This window comes from Microvirga sp. 2MCAF35 (genome assembly GCF_052115545.1).
Taxonomy (GTDB): domain Bacteria; phylum Pseudomonadota; class Alphaproteobacteria; order Rhizobiales; family Beijerinckiaceae; genus Microvirga.
The window spans coordinates 20,583-38,582 of record NZ_JBFRGW010000040.1 but is presented as its reverse complement, the minus strand read 5'-3'; the positions used below and the strand labels follow the sequence as shown (position 1 = coordinate 38,582).

General features: G+C 62.3%; 15 protein-coding genes and 2 pseudogenes. 13 read left to right on the top strand and 4 right to left on the bottom strand.

The features are described from left to right. The 5 genes and pseudogenes from AB4097_RS17635 to AB4097_RS17615 form a co-directional block, all read left to right on the top strand. Window positions 1–133, top strand: a pseudogene (locus tag AB4097_RS17635) (IS630 family transposase); the annotation flags it as partial. Between the two features lie 493 nt (window positions 134–626). Further along, window positions 627–1,184: a chromate transporter gene (locus AB4097_RS17630; RefSeq protein ID WP_442041910.1), complete on the top strand. Its 558-nt coding sequence runs from the start codon at window positions 627–629 to the stop codon at window positions 1,182–1,184. Then, window positions 1,177–1,731 carry a chromate transporter gene (locus AB4097_RS17625; RefSeq protein WP_442041908.1) on the top strand — a complete coding sequence of 185 codons (555 nt, stop codon included), beginning with the start codon at window positions 1,177–1,179 and terminating at the stop codon, window positions 1,729–1,731. Before AB4097_RS17630 ends, AB4097_RS17625 begins: the two co-directional genes overlap by 8 nt. Window positions 1,732–1,858: 127 nt before the next feature. After that, window positions 1,859–2,017: a helix-turn-helix domain-containing protein gene (locus tag AB4097_RS17620; protein ID WP_442041906.1), complete on the top strand. Its 159-nt coding sequence runs from the start codon at window positions 1,859–1,861 to the stop codon at window positions 2,015–2,017. Between the two features lie 32 nt (window positions 2,018–2,049). Continuing rightward, window positions 2,050–2,457, top strand: coding sequence for a DUF2000 family protein (locus tag AB4097_RS17615; protein WP_442041904.1), 408 nt, complete (start codon window positions 2,050–2,052; stop codon window positions 2,455–2,457). Between the two features lie 85 nt (window positions 2,458–2,542). On the opposite strand, the gene AB4097_RS17610 is transcribed toward AB4097_RS17615, so the two are convergent. Further along, entirely contained in the window at window positions 2,543–3,253 is a 711-nt protein-coding gene (locus AB4097_RS17610) for a L,D-transpeptidase family protein (RefSeq protein ID WP_442041902.1), read from the bottom strand. 666 nt (window positions 3,254–3,919) lie between these two features. Between AB4097_RS17610 and AB4097_RS17605 the strand changes: the two genes are divergently transcribed. Continuing rightward, entirely contained in the window at window positions 3,920–5,599 is a 1,680-nt protein-coding gene (locus AB4097_RS17605; RefSeq protein ID WP_442041900.1) for an MFS transporter, read from the top strand. A 49-nt stretch (window positions 5,600–5,648) separates the two neighbouring features. Next, the gene (locus AB4097_RS17600) at window positions 5,649–6,257 is read left to right on the top strand and encodes an IMPACT family protein (RefSeq protein ID WP_442041898.1); all 609 of its coding nucleotides are present in this window, start codon (window positions 5,649–5,651) and stop codon (window positions 6,255–6,257) included. Between the two features lie 25 nt (window positions 6,258–6,282). On the opposite strand, the gene AB4097_RS17595 is transcribed toward AB4097_RS17600, so the two are convergent. Both AB4097_RS17595 and AB4097_RS17590 read right to left on the bottom strand, forming a co-directional pair. After that, window positions 6,283–7,578 (bottom strand): MFS transporter, encoded by a 1,296-nt coding sequence (locus AB4097_RS17595; protein WP_442041896.1) that lies wholly within the window; start codon window positions 7,576–7,578, stop codon window positions 6,283–6,285. Between the two features lie 94 nt (window positions 7,579–7,672). Further along, window positions 7,673–8,269, bottom strand: a complete 597-nt coding sequence (locus tag AB4097_RS17590) for a TetR/AcrR family transcriptional regulator (protein WP_442041894.1) — start codon at window positions 8,267–8,269, stop codon at window positions 7,673–7,675. Window positions 8,270–8,399: 130 nt separating this feature from the next. On the opposite strand from AB4097_RS17590, the pseudogene AB4097_RS17585 reads away from it, so the two are divergent. Beyond that, window positions 8,400–9,229: pseudogene (locus AB4097_RS17585) on the top strand (SDR family NAD(P)-dependent oxidoreductase). A gap of 257 nt (window positions 9,230–9,486) precedes the next feature. Next, window positions 9,487–10,323 (top strand): LssY C-terminal domain-containing protein, encoded by an 837-nt coding sequence (locus AB4097_RS17580; RefSeq protein WP_442041892.1) that lies wholly within the window; start codon window positions 9,487–9,489, stop codon window positions 10,321–10,323. Window positions 10,324–10,355: 32 nt separating this feature from the next. On the opposite strand, the gene AB4097_RS17575 is transcribed toward AB4097_RS17580, so the two are convergent. Continuing rightward, window positions 10,356–10,970 (bottom strand): TetR/AcrR family transcriptional regulator, encoded by a 615-nt coding sequence (locus AB4097_RS17575; protein WP_442041890.1) that lies wholly within the window; start codon window positions 10,968–10,970, stop codon window positions 10,356–10,358. Between the two features lie 217 nt (window positions 10,971–11,187). On the opposite strand from AB4097_RS17575, the gene AB4097_RS17570 reads away from it, so the two are divergent. The 4 genes from AB4097_RS17570 to AB4097_RS17555 all read left to right on the top strand — a co-directional run bounded on the left by AB4097_RS17570 (window position 11,188) and on the right by AB4097_RS17555 (window position 17,941). Further along, the gene (locus tag AB4097_RS17570) at window positions 11,188–11,664 is read left to right on the top strand and encodes a (2Fe-2S)-binding protein (RefSeq protein ID WP_442041888.1); all 477 of its coding nucleotides are present in this window, start codon (window positions 11,188–11,190) and stop codon (window positions 11,662–11,664) included. Continuing rightward, window positions 11,661–12,644 (top strand): FAD binding domain-containing protein, encoded by a 984-nt coding sequence (locus AB4097_RS17565; RefSeq protein ID WP_442041886.1) that lies wholly within the window; start codon window positions 11,661–11,663, stop codon window positions 12,642–12,644. Before AB4097_RS17570 ends, AB4097_RS17565 begins: the two co-directional genes overlap by 4 nt. Continuing rightward, on the top strand, window positions 12,641–14,941 hold the full coding sequence (locus tag AB4097_RS17560) for a xanthine dehydrogenase family protein molybdopterin-binding subunit (RefSeq protein WP_442041884.1): 2,301 nt from the start codon (window positions 12,641–12,643) through the stop codon (window positions 14,939–14,941). The genes AB4097_RS17565 and AB4097_RS17560 overlap by 4 nt, the downstream gene beginning before the upstream one ends. 270 nt (window positions 14,942–15,211) lie before the next feature. Next, window positions 15,212–17,941 carry an Ig-like domain-containing protein gene (locus AB4097_RS17555; protein ID WP_442041882.1) on the top strand — a complete coding sequence of 910 codons (2,730 nt, stop codon included), beginning with the start codon at window positions 15,212–15,214 and terminating at the stop codon, window positions 17,939–17,941. Window positions 17,942–18,000: the final 59 nt, after the last annotated feature.

Genomic DNA, 18,000 nt, shown 5'->3' with positions numbered 1-18,000 from the left:
CAAGGCCCTGCTCCGGAAAGCGGCCGAACGATCAGTCGAAGGACTCTGGTCCGCCATCGGTCACATCATCGATCTCTTCACGCCAGACGAATGCAGAAATTACTTCAACGCCGCCGGTTACGATGCAGCCTGATCGGAAAATGCTCTAAGTCTTCGTTATGCGCATCTCTACACGCAAAAGTGGGTACCCACTTTTGCGTTCGATGCTCTAACGCAGCGGCCGTTCCTCGGCTTACAATCATAACTCTGGAGAAGATGTTACATAGTGACAATTTTGTGATCTCAGGCAGGCTTGTCAAATCTGCTGCAAATAGGTGCCTGCGATGGTCGAACCTCTGCTGCCCCGCCCGTCTCCATAGAGGCAGCTCGGTGTTTGCCCGGTGACAATTTCTTTTGCCGTACATGCGGGCCTCAGTGGTTTCGCGCATGCTGTAATGCGGGCGGGCTGCGCTGCCTCCGCTCCCTTGTGGCGTTGCAAGGGAGTTGCACGAAGGAAACCCGCCCTTGCAGAAGCGGTACGGCAGAAAGTATTGGACAGTCTGTGCTCGGGAGGGCGGGTGATGCGCACGACGGACGCTGACGTAGATCCTTCCAGGCTGTACCGAAGGCTCCGTTCCGGATATCTCATGAACCCGATCCAGGCCCGTGTCCCCCTTATATCGCTTTTTCTCGTGTTTTTTCGCGTGGGGCTCTTCAGCTTCGGCGGCGGGCTCTCAGGCTGGATCTATCGTGAAGTGGTGACGCTGCGGGGCTGGATGAGTGATGATGACTTCTTCTCCGGGTTGGCCCTTTCTCAGATCCTGCCTGGAGCCAACGTTACCAACCTGTCGGTTTATATCGGCCAGCGACTGCGTGGGCCGGCAGGTTCGATCTGCGCTCTCACCGGCCTTGTGATCGGCCCCTTCTTTGCCGTGATTGCGCTGGTGTCGGCCTATTCTCAGCTTTCCACGATGCCATGGATTCAGGGTGGCATGAGTGGCGCCGCAGCGGCTGCCATCGGGCTGCTCCTGGTTGTCGCCGTGAAGGGCGCCTACAGCGCGAGCCGCAGGCTTGTGCCGTTCCTGATTCTGATAGCGACCTTTGTGGCCGTGGGGCTCCTGCAATGGCCGTTAGTGCCGGTGGTGCTAGGGCTAGCGCCCGTGTCCATCGCCTTCGCGTGGTGGCAGGCCTCGTCCGATGCGTGAGAACGTTCTTTGGTCCTTGATCGTCGTTTTCGTACCGTTCTCACTGGTCTCCATCGGCGGAGGCCCCAGCATCTTCGCCGGCATCCAGCATCAATCGGTCGAGGTCTACCACTGGGTCTCCGCCCGGGAGTTCATCGACCTCTTCGCCATCGCTCGTGCTGCGCCTGGTCCGGGATCCATGCTCGTGACCTTGCTTGGCTGGACGGTAGCGGGCTGGACGGGTGCCATCGTGGCGACCCTCGCATTGTTCGTTCCCTCCTCGCTTGTCTGCTATGGCGTCACGAAGATGTGGAACCATTATCGTGGCCGCCACTGGCACACGGCGCTGGAGAACGGACTCGTCCCCATCGGGGCAGGGCTGATCCTGGCCGGTGTGGTCGCAATCTTCAGGGTTGCGGGGGCAGGTATCCCGTCTTGGGTTATTGCAGGCATGGCGGCCGTGATCCTGGCCTTGCGTCCCAAGCTTAACCCGCTAATCCTGCTTGCAGGTGGTGCGGTCGCCTTCGCCATCTGGCACGGGATAGTCCCCATTGGCGTAGCCCCGTAACAGGCGCTGCAGGAAGCGTAATCGCATCTTGTCGGTTGCTCCAGGCCTTGAGTTTCCTCGTTAGGTCGTCGAATCCGTCACGCCCAGTCCCTGAGCCTCACCGTCGGTGAAGCCCAAGGGAAATATCTTGGATAGGGCACTCCCGCCGGCGGAGGCGGCCCTCGCGAGCGGCTTCGCCGACCAGAGCCATCTTGGGCGCTGGTTTCGCCGGGCCTACGGCCTCACCCCTGCGGCCTACCGCATGGGGCGCACGAACGTTCCAGACGGGGAGGGCAGCGTCTGGTAACGCTTCCAGCAGGTAATCGACGGGAGACGTTAATGTTCGACACGAAGGTAACAATCCTCGTTCACGAAGATCTGGCCGTGTGGCAGAAGCTGAATGTCACCGCTTTTCTCGCGACGGGCATTGCTGGCGCTGTTCCTGAGGCCATGGGCGAGCCCTACGAAGACGCTGCGGGGCGCTTCCACGGACGCCTTCTCGGCCAGCCGATCCTCATCCTTGCAGCTTCGACAGAGGTCCTGCATCGTGCCTGGAGGCAGTCACTCGAGCGGAAGCTCACGCGTAGCGCCTATGTCCGAGCCATGTTCGAGACCGGGTATGACGCTGCCAACCGTGCGGTTTTCCGATCGGAACCGGCTGATGCTCCGGACCTCGTCGGCCTCGCACTCTACGGTCCGAAGAAGGAAATCGACAAAGCAATGAAGGGCACGCGCCTGCATCCTTGAGGTGCGGCCCTCCGTCTGTGGGGAACCGATCCCGCACCATTGCTCAGGCTTCAGGAACGAGGCCGCACGATGCGCTTGCGCCTTGCTATGCCGGCAGGACGACCACCTTCGTCTTGACCGGCGTACGGTCGTACAGGTGAATCATATCCTGACTGAGGAGGCCGACGCAGCCGCTCGTGATGCCGCTGCCGATCGATTCGGCATCGCTGCTGGCGTAGATCGTGTAGAGCGTGTAAGCGCCGTTCTGATAGAGATAAAGCGTGCGGGCGCCGAGCGGATTGTCGAGGCCGCCCGGCATGCCGCCGGCGTACTTGGCCGCCTCGGGCTGGCGCCGGATCATCTCCTTGGGCGGGGTCCAGGTTGCCCACTCGCCCTTGCGCCCGACATAGGCATCGCCGCTCCACCGGAACCCGTCGCGGCCGACATTGGCACCATAGCGCGTGGCATTTCCGCCTTCTTCGATGCGGTAAACGTAGTAATTGGCAGGATCGACGATGATCGTACCGGGCGCCTCTTTGGTGTCGTAGCGAACCGTCTTGCGATAATATTTCGGATCGACCTTGCTGACATCGACTGCCGGGATCGGGAACTTCTCATCGGGCATCGGACCGTAGACCTTCGACGCCTCGGCGAAGCTCATGCCGTCGGATGTCACGCAACCGGCCAGCCCCAGCGCGCCGACACCTGCGGCCGAGCCGATCAGAAACGACCGGCGGCTGAGAAGCCCCGCCCGGTGCCCGAGCAAAGCTCCCCCGTCTCTCTCTCCGACATCGGATTTCTTACCGTCCATGATCATGATGTGGCAGTCTCCCTTGTCATGTTGCCCGACGAGAGAATCCTCCGGCATACACCCGCTGACTGTTTTGTTGAGCTGGAGATTGCCGTCACACGGTTCGCTTGGCAAGCCCAAGCCTGCCGATGCCTCCTTGTCGCCTTACTGCCATGCTTCAGGGCTTCTGGGTTAACCTTAACGGGAGGGAGCGGGTTGTTCGAAGATCATGGGAGTGCACGGATCAGTCTCGCCTGTCCTCACTGCGAGCAGCCTTTCAAGGTCCGGCTTCGGAAACTTCGATTTGGAGCCGATCTGACCTGTCGTCTGTGTCGGCATGAGTTCTCTGCGAGGGAAGTGATCAACCGTCCCGAAGTTCAGGGAGCCCTGGCTCGCATGCATCAGATCGTTCAGCAAAGGACACGGCAGGCAGGGGCCTATCAGCCCGCTGACTTGGCCGCATCGTCTTCGACCCCGGCGCCGGAGGATTGTCCGCCCCTAGAGAATGAGGCTAGATTGGAGGCGATGCTGCTGGCCGGCGAGCCGCTCTCCTCTGATACCTGAACATGCACCGTGGGCCTATCCCACTCATAGCCTGCTCGACGGCTCGATTATATCCTGGTAGGCGCCGCTGTAAGCCCTACCTAGTCGCCCTTGGGCTGGCTCTGGCCCTAACCTCCAACCGAGTCTTCCATGCCGATAACCAACGCTGAAGGATCCGGCCGACGGGCATCCTCACTTTCGCCCTTCCGGCATCGCATCTTTCTGGCTGTTTGGACTGCGAGCCTTGCCTCCAACTTCGGCGGATTGATCCAGTCGGTTGGTGCAGCCTGGCTGATGACCTCCATCGGCGCATCGGCCGACCTCATCGCCCTCGTACAGGCCTCCACAACGCTCCCGATCATGCTGTTCTCGCTCATGGCCGGGGCCATCGCCGACAACTTCGACCGGCGCAAGCTGATGCTCGCCGCGCAGCTCTTCCTGTTGGTCGTGTCGATCGCCCTGACCCTGTGCGCCTATTTCGATCTGGTGACACCCTGGCTTCTCCTCACCTTCACATTCCTGGTCGGCTGCGGCACGGCGCTCAACGGACCCGCTTGGCAGTCGCTGGTAGGGGAGATGGTGCCCCGCTCCGACCTGCCGACTGCGATTGCCCTCAACAGCATGGGTTTCAACATTGCCCGCAGCGTCGGGCCGGCGCTCGGGGGCGTCATCGTCGCAACGGTCGGTGCCTTTGCTGCCTTTGCCGTCAATGCGATCAGCTATCTCGGACTGATTGCCGTGCTGGCGCGCTGGCGACCGGTTCGCGCGCCCCGGGTTTTGCCACCCGAGACCCTCGGATCGGCCATGGCGGCAGGGATCCGCTATGTGACCATGTCTCCCAATTTGAGTGTTGTGCTCTTGCGAGGAGCCGTGTTCGGTGTTGCTGCGATCGCCATCCAAGCCCTGATGCCACTGATCGCGCGAGACCTGATCCAAGGAGGACCGCTCACCTATGGCCTCTTGCTGGGTGCTTTTGGCATCGGCGCGGTCGGCGGCGCTCTCCTCAGCACCCGCCTGAGAAGGGCTCTGACGCTTGAAGCTCTCGTTCGCATTGCCTTCATCAGCTTCGCCGTGTGTGCAGCCGTCGCTGGACTGAGCTCCTTCGCGCTCCTGACGATGATCGCGATGGCTCTGGGAGGAGCGAGTTGGGTCCTGGCGCTCGCAAGCTTCAATGCCACCGTGCAGCTGTCCTCGCCGCGCTGGGTGGTCGGGCGCGCTCTGGCGCTATACCAGATGGCAACTTTTGGCGGGATGGCCGTCGGCAGCTGGATCTGGGGCATCGCGGCCGAGCAGGTTGGAACTGCGGACGCTCTCCTGATCGCTGCGGGCGTCCTGGTTGTCGGAGCGGCCCTTGGCCTGCGCCTCCCGCTGCCCGAGTTGAAAGCACTCAACCTCGATCCTCTGAACCGGTGGACGGAGCCTGATCTTGCCGTCGCTATTTTACCGCGCAGCGGCCCGATCGTGATCACGATCGAGTACAGGATCCGGGGAGTGGACGTAGCCGCCTTCCTATCCGTGATGGCTGAGCGGCGCCGGATCCGGCGCCGGGACGGCGCACGCCATTGGACGTTGCTGCGGGATCTGGAGCATCCGGAGATTTGGATCGAGCGCTATCATAATCCCACATGGCTGGACTATGTGCGGCATAACCAACGCATCACTCAGGCCGACGCTGCTGTAGGAGAACGGCTCCGGGAACTGCATCAGGGCCCGGACCTGCCGCGTGTGCATCGCATGATCGAACGTCAGATTAGTGGGCCGAGTTGGGGGGCAGAGCCGCGTGTTCATGATCTGGCCGACCCGCTGACCGATCCGACCCGATCCTCCTGAGGCTATGCCCTGGTCCCATCAGGCCGCTGGGCTTATACAATCCTTCCCCATGTTGACCTTGGAACGCTCTACCTCGCTTGAACAAATCATCAAGAAGAGCCGGTTCGTTGCGACGGGCGCTCCGGTTGCGAACGAGCACGCTGCCAAGGACTTCATCGCCGTGCATTCCGATCCCGGGGCCAATCACAATTGCTGGGCCTGGCGGGTGGGTCAGAACTATCGCTGCAGCGATGATGGTGAACCCAGCGGTACCGCCGGCAAGCCAATCCTGCAGGCCATGGATCGGCTATCGCTGGACAATGTCGCGGTTGTCGTAACCCGCTGGTTCGGAGGGGTTCTTCTCGGCAGCGGCGGTCTGATCCGGGCTTACGGCGGGACCGCGGCCGCCTGTCTGCGCGCCGGCAAGCTGATCGAGATCCTGGCCGTTCGCGAAGCTACCATTACTGTGACGTTTTCCGATCTGGCTTTGGTGCAGGCACGGCTGGCCAGCACTGCCGGCGCTCGGATTCGCCAGGAGAACTTCATCGGGACAGGTGCAACGTTGACGGTCGACCTCCCCGAAGCGACGGCCACACAGATCGCCCGCATGCTGACGGACATCACCAGCGGTCGGGCGGTGATTGTGCTGGAGCCGCCCGGTCCATTTTCTTTCGGCTAATGCCGTAAGTCACAGCAGACAAAACCTATCCTCCTGCAGGCGCAGCCGCGGCGGCAACCTGCTTCTCCGTCCCCGTCGCCAACGTCAGGACGAGCGAGGCCGCGATGAGGCACAGGCCGCCGGCTGCGAAGAAAGCCGGAAGGTAAGTATCGAGTGTCGTGCGTGAGAGACCGCCGCCGAAGGCCGCCGTTGCGGCTCCGAGCTGATGGCCGGCGAAGACCCATCCGAACACGAGGTTGGCACGCTCACGTCCGAACTTCATCGCCGTCAGCTTCACGGTCGGCGGAACGGTGGCGATCCAGTCGAGTCCGTAGAAGACGGCAAAGAGAGACAGGCCGTAGAACGAGAAGTCGGTGAAGGGGAGGTAGAGCAGCGAGAGACCGCGCAGACCGTAATACCAGAAGAGCAGCCAGCGGTTGTCATAGCGATCGGACAGCCAGCCCGATCCAACAGTGCCGAAGAAGTCGAACACGCCCATCATGGCCAGAACGCTCGCAGCACCCACGGCCGCCAGACCGTAATCGGCGCAGAGCGGGATGAAATGCGTCTGGATCAGGCCATTGGTACTGGCGCCGCAGATGAAGAAGGTGCCGAACAATACCCAGAACTCACGTGTTCTAATGGCATCTTTCAGCGCCGCGATCGGCGAGGTGGCGCCCGCAGACGCAGACACGCCGGAGGCACCCTGCCTTTCCCCGTAAGCCGCAAGACCCAGGTCGGAGGGCCGGTCGCGCATGAAAGCAAAGACGAGGAGCGCTGCCAGGGCGAGTAAGCCGCAGATGAGCGCAACGGCGGGCCGCCATCCAAGCCGCTCCGTTAGGTTGGCGAGCAGCGGCAGGAAGACGAGCTGACCGGTGGCCGAACTGGCGGTGAGCAGGCCAATCACCAGCCCGCGCCGCTCCGAGAACCAGCGTGTTGCAACGGTGGCGCCGAGCACCAGGGCCGTCAGGCCCGTGCCGAAGCCCACGACGAAGCCCCAGAGCAGGATGAGCTGCCAGACCTGCGTCATGGCTAACGACAGCAACAGTCCGGCTGCGATAACCGAGAGAGCCGAGAGGGCCATCCGCCTGACGCCGTAACGGTTCATGAGTGCCGCCGCGAAGGGACCCATCAGGCCGAAGAGCAGCAGGCGGACGGCAAGTGCGGTGGAGATCTCCGCTGTCTTCCATCCGAATTCCTGCTGCAGGGGCAGGATGAGCACGCCGGGGGCGCCGACCGCGCCAGCGGTGACGAGCATGGTGAGGAACGTCACCGCAACGACCATCCAGCCGTAATGGATGTTGCGACGGGCGAGCCCGGCGGCGACAGCGGACGAGATCATGGGACGCTCCTTGCGTCTGAAACGGGATGCGAAACCGGCATCGTCGAACGCCGTCTCATGCGGTCCCCGGGAAGTCGGTGCATAGGGGAGGCGATCATGCATCCCGGCGCGCGAGGCGCAGAGCGGCGTCCTGACCCGATCGCAGAATGGCCTCGGAGTGGGCCTTGTCGGTTGTGACGCGGGCAAGCTGCAACGTTCCGATCAGGAGGCCGAAGATGGCGTAAGCTGTTTCACGCGCCTTGGCCTCCGGAAGGGAAGAGGGCAGCTCGGATGCAATCATCGCCGCCATCTCGTCCGCCCCGTGAGCCATGACATCCCGGGTCTTGGGATCGTCGCGGGCGACTTCCTGCGCCAATGCTGCGATAGAGCAGCCGGCCTCCGGCCCGTCGCGATGCGCTGCTCGCAGGTATCGGCGGATGATGGCTTCCAGCCCGTCCTCGCCCCGCTCCTTGGCGGCCTTCACTTCCTTCACCCACGTCTCCCGGCTGCGCGCATTAGCTTCGGCGATGGCCGCTCGAACGAGATCGTCCTTCGATTTGAAGTGGGCATAGAAGCCGCCATGGGTGAGGCCTGCATCGGCCATGAGACCCGCAACGCCCGTGGCCCCGATGCCCTGGGCCCGGATTCGCGCAGCCGCCACATCGAGCACCCGTTTACGCGTCTGTTCCTTGTGACCCTTCTCGTAGCGCATCCTCATTCCTCATGTCTGGTCGGCCTTTACATTATGCCCATCATATTATATGTCAACCATCATCTAACTGAGAGGCCCTGCTGTTTCATTTGTTCAGCTGCGCGCTCTCCCAGATCGAAGGGAAACCATCATGAGCCAAGCACAAGGAACGGCACTGATCACCGGCGCTTCAGCGGGCATCGGAGCCGTCTACGCGGATCGTCTCGCCCGGCGGGGATACGATCTCGTCCTGGTCGCCCGCGACGAGGCGAAGCTGAACGCGCTCGCGTCTCGCCTGCGGAATGAGACCGGCGTAACGGTCGAGGTGCTGCCGGCTGACCTTTCTGAGGCTGGCGACACCCGGAAGGTGGAGGCGCGACTGCAGGCGGATGACATCACCATGCTGGTCAACAATGCCGGCATTGCGGTTGCCGCCCGACGATCAGCATGGATCCCGATCGTCTCGATGCGATGATCCAGCTCAACGTCGTGGTGGCGACACGCCTGGCCCGGGCGGTTGCGCCGGGCCTCGCGCAACGGCAAAAGGGCGATATCATCAACATCGCCTCGGTGGCCGGCATTCGTGGGGATCAGCCTGTTATCAGTGTCGGCTACGGCGCCAGCAAGGCGTATGTGCTCGCCTTCAGCGAGGGGCTCGACAGCGAACTCTCTCCCTACGGCGTGCGCGTGCAGGCGGTGCTGCCGGGCGCCACGCGCACGGAGCTGTGGGCGAAGGGGGGAATCGACATCGACACCCTCCCGCAGGAAAACGTGATGGAGACCGGCGACATGGTCGATGCCGCTCTTGCGGGTCTCGATCAGGGAGAGCGCGTCACGATTCCCTCGCTGCCGGACATCGCCGACTGGACCGATTTCAAAACGGCCCGCGCAGCGCTTGGCCCCAACCTGTCTCGCCGTTTTCCGGCAGAGCGCTACGGAAGCAGGAACTCCGGTTCGATTACTCTGCCCAAGGTCTCGTGAGCGCAATGGCAGCCGGCCGGTACCATCGCCGGCCGGCTGCGCCCGCCGCAGGCCGTGTAAAGGCTGTGGCTTGGCCCTCCATCCTCAGCGGCCTGATTTCCTTCGTTTGACGCCCGGCCACGGAATCGGGGCGATGATCATTAAGGTTCGCTTCGATAGACAGGGCCAGATGCCGCCAAATGGCCTCTGGACGAAACGCCCCAGTCAGAGCAGCATCATCTCGTCACCGCCGCGCCGATCGTGAGGACGTGAGGATCATGCGATTGCTGAACCGCCTCCTGCAACGGCTCGTCATTCTCGGGCTGGGCATCTTCTCTGTCTGGCTGATCGTCTTCGTGGTCTTCGACACCGCGGACCAAAGGCTGCCATGGATCCTGGCCGTCGGCCTCACTTATGCCATCGGCGCCTATCTCATTCTTCCGTGGATCATTCGCATGGGCCTCAAGCTTCTCCACCGGAAGCGGGTGCCCAGCTTCACGACAACGGGCGACGGACTGCCGGGCGATCCCGTCAACGTGGCGCTTGTGGGAACACTCTCACAGCTACGCGCGGCCTTTGCGGCTCTTGGCTGGTCGGAGGCCGACCGATTGGGCCTGGCCAGTTCATGGGGCATGATCCGCGCCTTCGTGTTCAACTCACCCTATCCCACGGCCCCGTTCAGCACCCTCTATCTGTTCGGACGTCGCCAGGACATCGGGTTCCAGAAGGCGATCGGCGACAGTCCACGCAAGCGGCATCACATCCGGTTCTGGTCCTTGAGCATCGCACGAGCCGAAAGCACATGGGCAGGGGGATCGGCAGGCTTCTGGCTGAACACCGACCGTCCACCCGATGACGAACGTGTCCTGTGGGTCGGAGCGGGCACGCGAGATACGGGTCTGTCCGTGACCTGGCTCACATTCCAGGTCACCCACGCCACGGACTCGGATACCAATGTGGAGCGCGACTTCATCATCGCTGAGTTGGAGGGCGCCGGATCCGTTGCGGGCGTGAAAGTGTATCAGGCTGGCCAATGTCTCGCCACGGAGCACGTCAACCACTACAGGTCCGATGGACGGGTGACCTTGGCGAGCCTCGTGGTCCAGGCTGATTGACCCCGCTCAGGCCGCCTCAGTGAGAGGAAGCTCTATGACGATGTTTGCGGGGCTCCATAGCGGAGCCCATCCATGATGAGGCCGACGAGCCTCCTGGAGCGATCCTGCCAATCCGGCCCGTCCGACGCAGAGTAAATGCTCGAGAGCGCATGCAGGACGTCAGCGCTGTTCGCATCCGGCCGGATCGTCCCCGCCCGTGCTGCTCTTTCCATCAGAGATTTGAATGCTAGAGGGACAACGCCGGAGGTCTGCGCAAAGAGCGGCGAATTCGATTCGAGGAGAAGCCGCAGGCTGTCGCGCATCCCGCGCTTGGTCGCCATGTACCCGACGAATCGTTGCATCCATTCAGCCAGGGCCTCATCGGGTTCGTGGGTGAGGGCCAACTCCTTCGCCGCTGCAACGAGCCCCTCCACCTCGCGGCGATAGACGGCCTCGATCAGCACTTCGCGGGTGGGAAAATGGCGATACAGGGTTCCCGGCCCGACACCGGCCTCGCGGGCGATCGCCTCCAGCGAGGCATCGACGCCTGAGCTTGCAAAGGCCTCGGCCGCAACCTCGATCAGTCGGTCGCGATTGCGGCGCGCATCCGCCCGCAATGGTTTCGTGGCCGTCGAAGCCTGCTCGTGAGAATCCCTGTCTGATCGCACCAAACCCGTCCGTTCCCAACTCTCTACAAATTTCTCAGGACCGGTCTTGATCCATTATGCGAAGCCACTATCTCGATCTAACCGGAGGGGCCTCCGTTTATGGGCCTCCCAAGGATCTTATTGCACTCAAATGTCCACCTGTCATCGGCAGGCAAGGGCACAGGACGGTCCATCCCTGAAACACAGGGGAGGAACCCAGGCCCAAGGGAGATAGCTCATGGCGAGTGTGAGGCCAGTGAAACTAGATATCAACGGGGAGGAGCGGGTACTGACCCTGGAGCCCCGTGTGACGTTGCTCGATGCCCTGCGGGAGCACCTTCACCTGACCGGCACCAAGAAGGGCTGCGATCAGGGCCAATGCGGCGCGTGCACGGTGCATGTGGACGGACAACGGGTGCTCGCCTGCCTGACACTTGCGTTCCAGGCCGAGGGCTGCGCGATCACAACCATCGAGGGCCTGACGGGTCCGGATGGCACGCCGCACCCGGTCCAGCAGGCCTTCATGGAAGAAGACGCCTTTCAATGCGGCTACTGCACGCCGGGGCAGATCATGTCGGCGGTTGCGTGCATTCGCGAGGGACATGCCGGCTCTGACGACGAAATCCGCGAGTTCATGGCGGGCAATCTCTGCCGCTGCGGCGCTTATCCCAATATCGTATCGGCCGTGCGCAAGGTGGCGGAGTCAGCGGCATGATGAACTTCGATTATTCCCGCGCAACCAGCCTGGACGAGGCTGCAACCCTTGCCCGGCGCCCCGGCGCGATGCTGCTGGCCGGTGGCACGACGCTTCTCGACCTTGCCAAATGCGAGGTTGCACGCCCGGAAGCAGTGATCGATCTGACACGACTTCCCGGCCTGAACACGATCACCATTGGTGAGAGCGGAGCAACGATCGGGGCACTCGCCACCATGAGCCGCGTGGCGGAGGATCAAGCTATCCAGCGGCATTATCCCGCCATCGCGGAATCATTGCTCTCGGCGGCCTCGGCGCAACTGCGCAATATGGCGACGATCGGCGGCAATCTGCTTCAGCGCACCCGCTGCCCATACTTTCGCGATCCAGCAGGTTTTCCGGCCTGCAACAAGCGTGATCCGGGCACCGGCTGCTCGGCGATCGGTGGGATCACCCGCGATCATGCGGTCCTCGGCACCAGCGACCATTGCATCGCTCTCTACCCTGGCGATCTTGCCGTTGCACTGACGGCTCTGAATGCGACCATCCAAACGAATATGCGCTCCATCCCGATCGAGGCGTTCTTCCTGGCGCCTGGGGCCACACCTGAGCGGGAGACCATTCTGGAGCGCGGCGAAATCATCACGGCCGTTGCGGTCCCGGCAACGCCCCTTGCCGTGAACTCCATCTATCTGAAGATCCGTGACCGCCAATCCTATGAGTTCGCGGCAGCGAGCGCTGCTGTCGGGCTGGAACTCGATTCCGACGGATTGACGATCCGGGACATTCGCGTTGCGCTTGGCGGCATCGCCACGAAGCCGTGGCGCGCCATCGCTGTCGAGGATGCCTTGCGTGGCCGCCGCCTGGATGAAGGCACGGTTCGCGAGGCAAGCGTCGCTTCAGTCGATGACGCGAAGTCCAATGGCGGCAACGCCTACAAGATCAATCTTGCGCCCCGCGTCGTCGCCCGGGCGATCCTCAAGGCTGGAGGCATCCAATGACCGTCATCGAACCTCGGGCGAAGCATGGCGATGCCTCGGACGGGTCCCCGTCCCGTGGTCCGCTTGGTCGTGAGATCGTCCGTACGGACGGGCCTCTCAAGGTTCAAGGCGCTGCGACCTACGCCCTGGAGCATCGACTGGAGAGCCTTCTTCATTGCGTGATCGTCCAGTCCACGGTTGGGGCAGGGCGGGTTGTGGCGATCGACCGAAGCGCCGCGGAGGCAAGTCCGGGTGTGCACCTCGTGCTCGATGCGGGCAACAGCCTGAAGCTCCGGTCGCAACCGGACTTCTTCGGCAACAAGCCGGAAGGCGACGATTACACCCCATTTGCGACCGAGATCCGCCACAACGGCGAGATTGTTGCGGCCGTTGTGGCGGACACGCTGGAGCAGGCTCAGACGGCGGCGCAGCTCGTGCGCGTCGAGGTCGAGCCCGATTCTGTCATTGCAACATATGATGATCCTCGAGCCGGTCACGGCAACCCGGTTCCCCTCGACAAGGACTGGGGTGACCCGGATGATGCGCTCGCAGAAGCGCCCGTGGTGATCGAGGCGACATACGAGACGCCGCGGGAATACAATGTTCCGATCGAGCCGCATGGTTTGATTGCCCATTGGGAGGCCGATGACCGCCTCACCATCTACGAGCCGAGCCAGTGGGTCGACGGGATGGCCAACCACTACGCGACATGGTTTGACCTGCCGTTCGAGAATGTGCGCGTCGTCTCGCCGTTCGTCGGCGGCGGGTTCGGCTCCAAGGGCCAGGCGCTGCCGTATTCGGCCGCGGCCGCCATTGCGGCCCGGATGCTGCGCCGACCGGTGAAGCTCGCCGTATCGCGGCCGCAGACCTTCACCGCCTATGGCGGCCGGCCGGCCACCCGACAGACGCTGAAGCTCGGCGCCACAAAGGATGGCAGACTCGTCGCGATTGACCACGACGGTGCGAACGAAACCGCCGCAAACGCGACGTTCATCGAGACGCTGGGTGTCGTCACGTCGATGATGTATGCCGTTCCGAACTTCCGCTCGCGCCAGCGCATCGTGCCGGTGAATACGGTGACCCCGGGCGCCTTTCGCGCACCGGGCAAGAACCCGAGCGCCTTCGCGCTCGAATGCGCGATGGACGAATTGGCCATCGAACTCGGTCTCGACCCTGTGGAACTGCGTCTGCGCAATGAGCCGGACTTCGATCCCGAAACCGGCAAGCCATGGTCGTCGCGACGCCTTCGGGAGGCCTATGCAGCGGGAGGGGAGGCGTTCGGCTGGGCGCAGCGCAATCCCGTGCCGCGGTCCATGCGGGAGGGCCGACAGCTGATCGGCTGGGGCATGGCCTGCGGGACGCATCCGGTCTATTCGAGTCCCGGAGAGGCGATGGTGAGAATCCTTGCCGATGGCTCCGTCGAGGTGCTGTCGAGTGCCATCGACATGGGAACGGGCACGTACACGATCCTCGCACAGACGGCCGCCGATGCGCTTGGCGTCCCCGTCGAACAGGTGACGACGAAGCTCGGAGATTCGCGTCTGCCCCGCGCACCGGTCGCCGGCGGATCTCAGCTTGCCAACCTGATGACCGCAGCCGTCCACACGACCGCGCTTGCCGCGCGCGAGGAGCTGATTGCACTCGGCCTCACGGACCCCAACTCGCCCCTGCGTGATCGGGCCAACACTCTCATCATCGAAGGCGGGAGGATCGCGCCGCCGAGCGGCGACGGGATCAGCATTGCCGAATTGATGGCAGCGACGGGGCGGGATGTCCTTGAGGTGACGCGCGACACGTTGCCGAGGCAGGAGCGGTCAAGCACCGAGCGGCTGAAGTTCTTCACCACCATGGCCGGAATGGAGAGGGGGACAAGCATCCCGAAATCCCGTCACTCGTTCTGCGCCCACTTCGTTGAGGTGAGGGTGGACGAGGATTTCGGTACGATCCGCGTGTCGCGCGTTGTCTCCGCGCTCGATGCCGGGCGGCTTTACAATCCGAAGCTTGCCGACAGCCAGTTCAAGGGCGGAATCGTGATGGGAATCGGCATGGCGCTCCTCGAGGAAGGCATCACCGATCCGCGCAACGGACGCATCCTGAGCGCAAACCTTGCCGATTACCGGATCGCGACGAATGCCGACATCCCGCACATCGAAACCATCTCTGTCGGAGTGCCCGATTTCGACGCGACACCCCTGGGTGGAAAGGCTGTCGGCGAGCTTGCGATTGTCGGTGTGGCGCCAGCGATCGCCAATGCCGTGTTCCACGCAACCGGCAAGCGCATCCGGCGTCTTCCGATCACGCTGGAGAACCTGATGTGAGGCAATCTTTCATCGGGCTCGATCGATAGGATCGGACAACGGGTGAACGCGCGCCTGCGTTTTACGGCCTCGGCCAACTGGATGCGTTTGAACCCTTGGAAGGTCCATCCTGCGAAGCCTCACTACGCAGCAATATTGTATCGCGCGTGAATACGACACTGCTTCTTGCAGGGAACGGACCTGCGGCCGATCAAGGTCGCTGGAATAAGCAGTGCCGGGTTCTAAGATTTCATTCCCGTAGGAGGGAATGGGTTAAACGACTATCATCGCATGAACCCATGGGGTTCAGCTGTGTACCAATCCGGGGACGGCGCTACTGTCTTCGACATCAAGATCGACGCCGCCGAGGCGGCGAGCGGTCGTGCTGACACCGCTCCCTCGATCCTCTTTCCTGACAAGGATCTTCTTTTCTCCGCCGACTTCAGAAGATCCGGAGCCGATCTCCTGCTTGTAGGGCATGACGAAACCGCTGTCATTTTGGACTACTTCCGGGGCGAGCGACGCCTGGGTATCACGACCCCTGAAGGGGCGAGCCTTACAGGTGATACCGTCGAGGTGCTGGCGGGTCCCGATCCTTCGGGTCGATACGCGCAGGTGGGCAATGCGACACCGATTCAAGCTTCGATCGGTCGTGTCGAGAGAGTGTCCGGCTCCGCGACCGTACTGCGGAACGGCGTTCCAGTTGAATTGCATCTCGGCGATATGGTCGTCAAAGGCGACGTGCTGCAGACGGGAGCGGATTCGTCACTGACGATCAAATTCAACGACGGAACAGTCTTCAGCCTGTCTGCCAGTGCCCGCATGGTGGTGAACGATATGGTGTACGCCGCAGATTCGAATGCGAACTCGGCGCTGCTCACCCTCGTCCAAGGCGTCATCGGCTTCGTCGCGGGACGGATTGCCAAATCCGGTGATCTCAAGGTCGATACTCCGGTCGCCACCATGGCAATCCGGGGCACGGCCGTCCATACCGAAATCGCAGCATTCAGCGGAACCACGAAGTTCTCGCTTCTGACCGAGCCTGATGGAAGGGTGGGTTCGTTCGTTCTCCTGGACAAGCATAACGCGTCCCGCGTGCTCGCGTCATTGTCGGATGCTGGCACTGCGACGCTTTTGACTCCGGTCCCCGGCTCGGATCCGAGCATTACACAGATCTCGAAAACGGCTGACGACATCCGCAGCGAGAACGCTTTCGCACGAGACATATTTCAGTTCTATTCCACGGAGCTTCACCAGCCCAGAGGCAGCAGCGATTTCGACGATGTTCCGATCATTCCCGTGAATCTGCCTCAGAAGATCGAGCTCCCCGACCCTTCGCAATTCGCCATCCTGCCGGTTGTCCACCAGCGCGTCATTGCGCACGAGACCGCTCCTCCATCCTTCGCCATTGTTCCCGTGCCGATCCACGGGACGGCTATCGAGGACGGTCCGCTGGCACAGTTCAGTGCCTACAAGGGCGCGGTAATGTCGGCCGGAGCCGCTTTGCCCCTGGTGGCCGTACCGGCCCATTTGCCTCCCGGCGTGCAATATCTCGACGCAACACGCAGCTTCTCTCTGGATCCATCCCATCCGGCCTATCAACACCTGGGTCAGGGAGAGACAGAAACCGTCAGGGTTGACTACAACCTGCTGACCGATGGCGGTGCCCATGTTCCAGTGACGATATCGTGGACCGTTACTGGCCGAAACGACGCCCCCGCCGCAGTGAGCGACCGCATCGAAGGCGTGGACGAGGCTGGAGGCAGAGTCTTGGCGGTCCGCTCGAACGACCATGATGTCGACCGCGATCCACTCGACATCATCCGTTGGACAAGTCCACTTGAAGGTTCCGTCTTCCGCAATTCAGCCGGAGATCTGGTGTTCGATCCAGGCGGCGACTTCCTCGCTCTTAGTGCAGGCGAGACCGCGACTTTGTCCTTCGCCTACACGGTCTCCGATGGCAAGGGAGGAACCGATACGGCAGACATCACCTTGCAAGTCCGTGGCACCGGAACGTTCACGTCTCCTCATCAGACAGCGTCGGCCAGCGGCATCCTAGACTACAACGATCAGCCGGTCTCTCTTTCCATCGAGGCGCCATCCGCCACCACGGCTGCAAGTGCAGATCTCAGCCTAGCCGTCAATCTCGGAAAATTTCTGCAGCCGCAGATGAATATTCTTTATCTCGTCGATGTCTCGGGCAGCACGTCGGAACAGTTCAAGGGGGCGCCGGTCGGCGATCCCAACGGTGACGGACATGCCAATACCATCCTGGACGCGGAGATCGCCAGCCTCATCACGTTGACGGATCGCGTGAGAGGGATCGGATTCTCGCCTGCCGACCTCACGGTCACGATCATCCCGTTCAACGACCGTGCCGATCCTGCCGAGCCTGTGGGTGACAGCAATGTGAATGCCGAAACCTTCGGCCTCGGGCAGGGGGGAGAGGAGACGATCGCGAACTACCTGAGGGGGCTCAATTCCGGCGGGTTGACGGATTTCGCCAATGCCTTGCGAGCAGCCAACGATCGTCTGCAGATCTTGGATCAGGGGAAAGAGAAAAATTTTCTGTATTTTCTTTCAGACGGCAAGGGACAGGGCGCGATCGATGCCGAACTGGCGACGTTGAAAAATGTTTACGGCACGAAAATCACCGCTCTCGGTGTCGGTGAGGGCGCGGATCTTTCACAGCTGAATGAAATCGACAATACCGGCAAGGCATCGCTGCTGACGTTCCCAGACCAGATCGATATCTCGGTTCTCGGAACTCCAGCTCGGAGTGGCACCGTCGCCGATGTCGATCTCTTTGTGAACGGCACGGAAATCGCCGGTATCGGTCCGGAAGATCTTGTCTCTACACCGACCGGGTTTGCCCTGGATGCTTCGGTTGGAGAGTTGAGGCGGCTCGTGGGAGAAGGGAATTCGGTCTCGGCCATTGTCAAGTTTGCGAGCGGGGAGGTCTTGGCAACGGAGTTGACGATTGCAGGCGCCTTACCCCGCTCTACGGACCATATCCTGTGAGGCGACCGTGCATCTGTCGACACGCCTCTGCAATCCCTTCCTTGGCGGCATGCCCCGAT

Coding starts and splice junctions, on each gene's coding strand:
- AB4097_RS17600 (WP_442041898.1), top strand. CDS start 5,649: ATGTTGACCTTGGAACGCTCTACCTCGCTTGAACAAATCATCAAGAAG.
- AB4097_RS17595 (WP_442041896.1), bottom strand. CDS start 7,578: ATGATCTCGTCCGCTGTCGCCGCCGGGCTCGCCCGTCGCAACATCCAT.
- AB4097_RS17625 (WP_442041908.1), top strand. CDS start 1,177: ATGCGTGAGAACGTTCTTTGGTCCTTGATCGTCGTTTTCGTACCGTTC.
- AB4097_RS17565 (WP_442041886.1), top strand. CDS start 11,661: ATGATGAACTTCGATTATTCCCGCGCAACCAGCCTGGACGAGGCTGCA.
- AB4097_RS17555 (WP_442041882.1), top strand. CDS start 15,212: ATGAACCCATGGGGTTCAGCTGTGTACCAATCCGGGGACGGCGCTACT.
- AB4097_RS17615 (WP_442041904.1), top strand. CDS start 2,050: ATGTTCGACACGAAGGTAACAATCCTCGTTCACGAAGATCTGGCCGTG.
- AB4097_RS17630 (WP_442041910.1), top strand. CDS start 627: ATGAACCCGATCCAGGCCCGTGTCCCCCTTATATCGCTTTTTCTCGTG.
- AB4097_RS17570 (WP_442041888.1), top strand. CDS start 11,188: ATGGCGAGTGTGAGGCCAGTGAAACTAGATATCAACGGGGAGGAGCGG.
- AB4097_RS17590 (WP_442041894.1), bottom strand. CDS start 8,269: ATGCGCTACGAGAAGGGTCACAAGGAACAGACGCGTAAACGGGTGCTC.
- AB4097_RS17580 (WP_442041892.1), top strand. CDS start 9,487: ATGCGATTGCTGAACCGCCTCCTGCAACGGCTCGTCATTCTCGGGCTG.
- AB4097_RS17560 (WP_442041884.1), top strand. CDS start 12,641: ATGACCGTCATCGAACCTCGGGCGAAGCATGGCGATGCCTCGGACGGG.
- AB4097_RS17605 (WP_442041900.1), top strand. CDS start 3,920: ATGCCGATAACCAACGCTGAAGGATCCGGCCGACGGGCATCCTCACTT.
- AB4097_RS17610 (WP_442041902.1), bottom strand. CDS start 3,253: ATGATCATGGACGGTAAGAAATCCGATGTCGGAGAGAGAGACGGGGGA.